This window comes from Bacteroides xylanisolvens XB1A (assembly GCF_000210075.1).
Taxonomy (GTDB): domain Bacteria; phylum Bacteroidota; class Bacteroidia; order Bacteroidales; family Bacteroidaceae; genus Bacteroides; species Bacteroides xylanisolvens.
The window spans coordinates 854,059-858,984 of the sequence record NC_021017.1; the positions used below are offsets into that span (position 1 = coordinate 854,059).

Here is a 4,926-nt window from a genome sequence, read left to right on the forward strand (position 1 = left end):
CTTACACTCCTTATCAGACAGAAGTGTCGCAAGGACGCCTGGAAGCGTTGATGAATTTTCAGACAGCCGTGTGCGACCTTACTGCCATGCCACTTGCCAACTGTTCACTTCTGGACGAAGCAACTGCCGCTGCCGAAGCCGTGAGCATGATGTATGCCATCCGTTCCCGTGCGCAACAGAAAGCCAATGCGAACGTAGTCTTTGTAGACGAGAATATCTTCCCACAAACATTGGCTGTTATGACTACACGCGCTGTGCCGCAAGGCATCGAACTGCGTGTAGGTAAATATAAGGATTTTGAACCTTCACCGGAAGTGTTTGCCTGCGTTCTACAATATCCAAACTCGAATGGAAATGCAGAGGATTATTCCGAATTTACAGAAAAAGCTCATGCCGCAGATTGCAAGGTAGCTGTCGCTGCAGATATTTTAAGCCTTGCCCTGCTGACTCCTCCGGGAGAATGGGGAGCAGATATTGTATTCGGAACTACACAACGTTTGGGTACTCCAATGTTCTATGGTGGTCCGTCGGCTGCTTTCTTTGCTACCAGAGACGAATACAAACGGAATATGCCGGGACGAATCATCGGATGGTCTAAAGATAAATATGGCAAACTTTGCTATCGGATGGCTTTGCAGACACGTGAACAGCATATCAAGCGGGAAAAAGCAACTTCAAACATTTGTACCGCACAAGCATTATTAGCTACCATGGCAGGCTTTTACGCTGTTTATCACGGCCAGGAGGGTATCACCACAATTGCGTCGCGCATCCACAGTATCACTGTATTTCTTGAAAAGCAACTGAAGAAATGTGGATACACACAAGTCAACGCTCAATATTTTGACACCTTACGTTTTGAGTTGCCCGAACATGTTTCGGCACAACAAATCCGTACCATAGCGCTTAGTAAAGAAATAAATCTGCGTTATTATGAAAATGGTGATGTCGGTTTCAGTATTGATGAAACAACAGATGTGGCAGCCGCCAATGTATTGCTCTCTATCTTTGCCATCGCTGCCGGAAAAGATTATCAGAAAGTAGACGATATCCCGGAAAAAAGCAATATCGACAAGGCTTTGAAACGGACAACTCCTTTCCTGACGCACGAAGTATTCAGCAAATATCACACGGAAACACAGATGATGCGTTATATCAAACGTTTGGATCGCAAAGATATTTCGCTTGCACAATCGATGATTTCTCTCGGTTCATGCACCATGAAGCTGAATGCAGCTGCGGAAATGTTACCTTTAAGTCGTCCCGAATTTATGGGTATGCACCCGCTGGTTCCGGAAGATCAGGCAGAAGGATATCGGGAATTAATTAAGAATTTAAGTGAAGATCTGAAAGTTATCACCGGATTTGCAGGGGTGAGCCTGCAACCCAATTCGGGTGCTGCGGGAGAATATGCAGGACTTCGTGTAATCCGTGCTTATCTCGAAAGTATCGGTCAGGGACATCGGAACAAAGTCCTGATTCCGGCTTCAGCTCACGGAACAAATCCTGCGTCAGCTATACAGGCCGGATTTGTGACTGTCACCTGTGCATGCGACGAACAAGGAAATGTAGAAATGGATGACCTGCGTGCCAAGGCTGAAGAAAATAAGGATGAATTGGCAGCGCTGATGATTACTTATCCTTCTACACATGGTATCTTCGAAACAGAAATAAAGGAAATTTGCGACATCATTCATGCCTGTGGCGCACAAGTATATATGGATGGAGCCAATATGAATGCCCAAGTGGGATTGACCAATCCGGGATTCATCGGTGCGGATGTCTGCCACTTGAATCTCCATAAAACATTCGCTTCCCCTCATGGTGGCGGAGGTCCGGGAGTAGGTCCTATCTGTGTGGCCGAACATCTGGTTCCTTTCCTTCCCGGACATGGAATCTTCGGCAATTCGCAGAATCAAGTATCAGCTGCTCCATTCGGTAGTGCAGGTATTTTGCCTATCACGTATGGATATATCCGCATGATGGGTGCAGAGGGATTGACGCAGGCCACTAAGATCGCCATCCTGAATGCTAATTATCTGGCTGCTTGCCTGAAAGATACGTATGGAGTTGTCTATCGGGGAGCCAATGGTTTCGTAGGACACGAAATGATTCTGGAGTGTAGGAAAGTACATGAAGAAGCAGGTATCTCGGAAAATGATATTGCCAAACGTCTGATGGATTATGGTTATCATGCTCCTACCCTCTCCTTTCCTGTTCACGGTACATTGATGATTGAACCGACAGAAAGCGAGAGTTTGGCAGAACTGGACAATTTCGTAGATGTCATGCTGAATATCTGGAAGGAGATTCAGGAAGTGAAGAACGGCGAAGCTGATAAGGATGATAATGTGTTGATTAATGCTCCGCATCCGGAATACGAGATTGTTAGTGATCGTTGGGAACATTCGTACACACGCGAAAAAGCGGCTTATCCGATAGAAAGTGTACGTGATAACAAATTCTGGGTCAATGTAGCTCGTGTAGATAACACATTGGGAGACCGTAAGTTACTACCAACTCGTTATGGCACTTTTGAATAAAGGTGATTTATTGTAGAAATCAATTCATTAGAAAAGATTTTTAGAAGCGTCTCAATAAGAAATAATCCCGGGGCTCAATGAATGTAAGCCCTGGGATTATTTTTATCAGCCCAAGACTGAATAAACAAAAGCCCTGGGGATGCATCAAATATCCCCAAGGCTCATATTTTGTGATATGGAATGTAAATCCAACTACAATTCTGAATATTTTTTCTACTTGACAATCGTTACCGTATCAGCCTTCACCTTTTTCTCTTTCATCGGAATCTTCGAATCAGCATACCCCAAAGCTACGCAACCATAGACTTTATGATTGGCAGGAACACCTAAAGAGGTAATATATTCACGAACTTCAGGATCATCACACGTTGTGCCCAACTGGTTGATCCAGCAAGAGCCGATTCCTAAAGAATGGGCAGCCAGAAACATATTTTCTATTGCACAAGCACAATCCATACCAGCCCACCATTGTGTAGGTTCATTGGATACAATCACCAAAGTCGGAGCATGATAATAACAACAATAGGTCTTGCTATGCCCACGCTCTTGCAAACGGGAATCATCACTTTTTGCAAAAGCTCCTTTAATGCGCTCATTCAGTTCTGTCAATTTATCTACATTTTGAATAGCAGTAAAGTGCCATGTTTCCAAATGCATTCCACTGGGTGCATAAGTTGCAGCTTCCAGAATAGCCTGCAAATCTTCTTCTGAAACTTGCTGACTAGTATAAGCCCGTACGCTACGACGTGCTTTAATGTTCTCTAAAACTTCATTCGTTTTCATGGATAACAAGTTTTTTATATATATCGAATCAAAATTTCACCACAGAATTCTAATTTATCATTTACCTTTTAACTAGCCCAATCTTTGCATTCAGTTTGAAATAATAGACTCCATTCTCTCTCTCCAAAAATCCGTATTTATCCTTCTCCAAAGATCCTTTTTCCAAACGGGTATTTTGAAACAAAAAGTCTTCCATTACTTGCTTTTCTGATTTATGATAACAGAGCACCTCTCCACTTCCGCCCACCAACAGAATACCTTCCACAGCCGAATCCAATCCATTATAAATCTTTGCGGGACGCATACCTAAAGCTAATGCCAACAAGAACTGCTTCATCTTAAACTCATAAAACTTGTGCTTGTTTATCAGTTCATCTTTAATCTTTAACGGATTCATTTGTTTGATAACTTCCGTCAGCTCGCTAATACGAGAGATACCATCCAAATGCATAATACGAACCATTTCTGTCAAGACACGTGGAAAATGCAGGTCAATCATTAGAAGATTGCTACGGAATACCCGGTCGGCTACATCAGAATATTTAAGTACACCGCCCAATCGTTCGATCATCATCATTCGCTCGGCAACCTCATTGGGAGATTCAGGCAAAGCATTGATTTTATTCACTGTGGGAGTGGCAAATTTGACTCCACTCTGTTCCAGTTTTAGATTTGCAGCACGTCCTCCGTCCAGTAACGGATTCATTACACCCAACCGTGAACGAACATTAAAACCTCTAAACGGAGCTTCCGGATGCCAAAATGCAATGGAGAAATCAGTACGATCTTCTGTTTTTGCTTCCAAATCGAAAATGGCTGCTTCATCTAAAAACTCTTCTACTCCTTCCGGAGAGGTTACGTCCTCTTCCGAAGAAGATTTCACAGCCCGCAATATCAAATCAGCTACAATACCAAAGTCTTCGCGAGGCATGAATTTAGTTCCGCTCTCTGCTTCTATACGAATCGTATCTTCCTCAATATAATATTGACGTGTTCCATCATGTTCTTCCCGTTGAATCATTGCAATAGGCCAAGATGTTTCTCCCGCCTTTGCGTCTGCTGTGCCTAGCACTACTTTTCCGTCTGTCAGGAGACGAAAGAAAGAATAGAGTTCGCACCATTCTTTTTTGGTTGCTTCGAATGCCATATATCTTTGTTCTTCTTTATTTTACTAATGTTCTTTTTATCCTAATTTCACTAAGAAATTTCTATCTTCACAATGAATTGCTTACTGATTAATAACCTGCGGTAAGGTTACAGGCAACGCAACAGGAGGTACTATATGAGTTACTTCCTCCAAAGGAGGAAGCTTGCCTACTTGTGCAAACAGGGAGTTTCGAATCCATTCTTTAGGAGTGACTATGATAAATCGTCCCGTCCAGCAACCATCAAAATAGGAAGGATTGCCCGGCTGTTTCTTTATTGGATAGCAGATATTTTCTCCTTTACTCCGCATCTCCGGCGAACGTCCGGGGTCATTTACCCACACATGTTTATCGTCAATGCCACGAAGCACCATCCAGTGCCCTCTCGGACCGGGACGCAAACCACGAACTGCTCCTGTATATCTCACATTCACAAGCACAGGTATACCACGATC

General features: G+C 43.3%; 3 protein-coding genes and 1 pseudogene. 1 reads left to right on the forward strand and 3 read right to left on the reverse strand.

Annotated elements, in window-relative coordinates:
- A partial coding sequence (gene gcvP, locus BXY_RS03490) for an aminomethyl-transferring glycine dehydrogenase (RefSeq protein WP_208946754.1) occupies window positions 1-2,543 on the forward strand: 2,543 nt, incomplete at its 5' end.
- Window positions 2,544-2,756: 213 nt separating this feature from the next.
- Here the strand turns inward: gcvP and BXY_RS03495 are convergent.
- From BXY_RS03495 to BXY_RS03505, 3 genes and pseudogenes are all read right to left on the reverse strand, one after another.
- On the reverse strand, window positions 2,757-3,326 hold the full coding sequence (locus BXY_RS03495) for a nitroreductase family protein (protein ID WP_008643824.1): 570 nt from the start codon (window positions 3,324-3,326) through the stop codon (window positions 2,757-2,759).
- Window positions 3,327-3,387: 61 nt separating this feature from the next.
- Window positions 3,388-4,473 carry an HpaII family restriction endonuclease gene (locus BXY_RS03500; protein WP_015531232.1) on the reverse strand — a complete coding sequence of 362 codons (1,086 nt, stop codon included), beginning with the start codon at window positions 4,471-4,473 and terminating at the stop codon, window positions 3,388-3,390.
- 81 nt (window positions 4,474-4,554) lie between these two features.
- A pseudogene (locus tag BXY_RS03505) lies at window positions 4,555-4,926 on the reverse strand (C39 family peptidase); the annotation flags it as partial.

Excerpts from the sequence above, each read along its gene's own strand:
- BXY_RS03495 (WP_008643824.1), bottom strand. The coding sequence starts at position 3,326 with ATGAAAACGAATGAAGTTTTAGAGAACATTAAAGCACGTCGTAGCGTA.
- BXY_RS03500 (WP_015531232.1), bottom strand. The coding sequence starts at position 4,473 with ATGGCATTCGAAGCAACCAAAAAAGAATGGTGCGAACTCTATTCTTTC.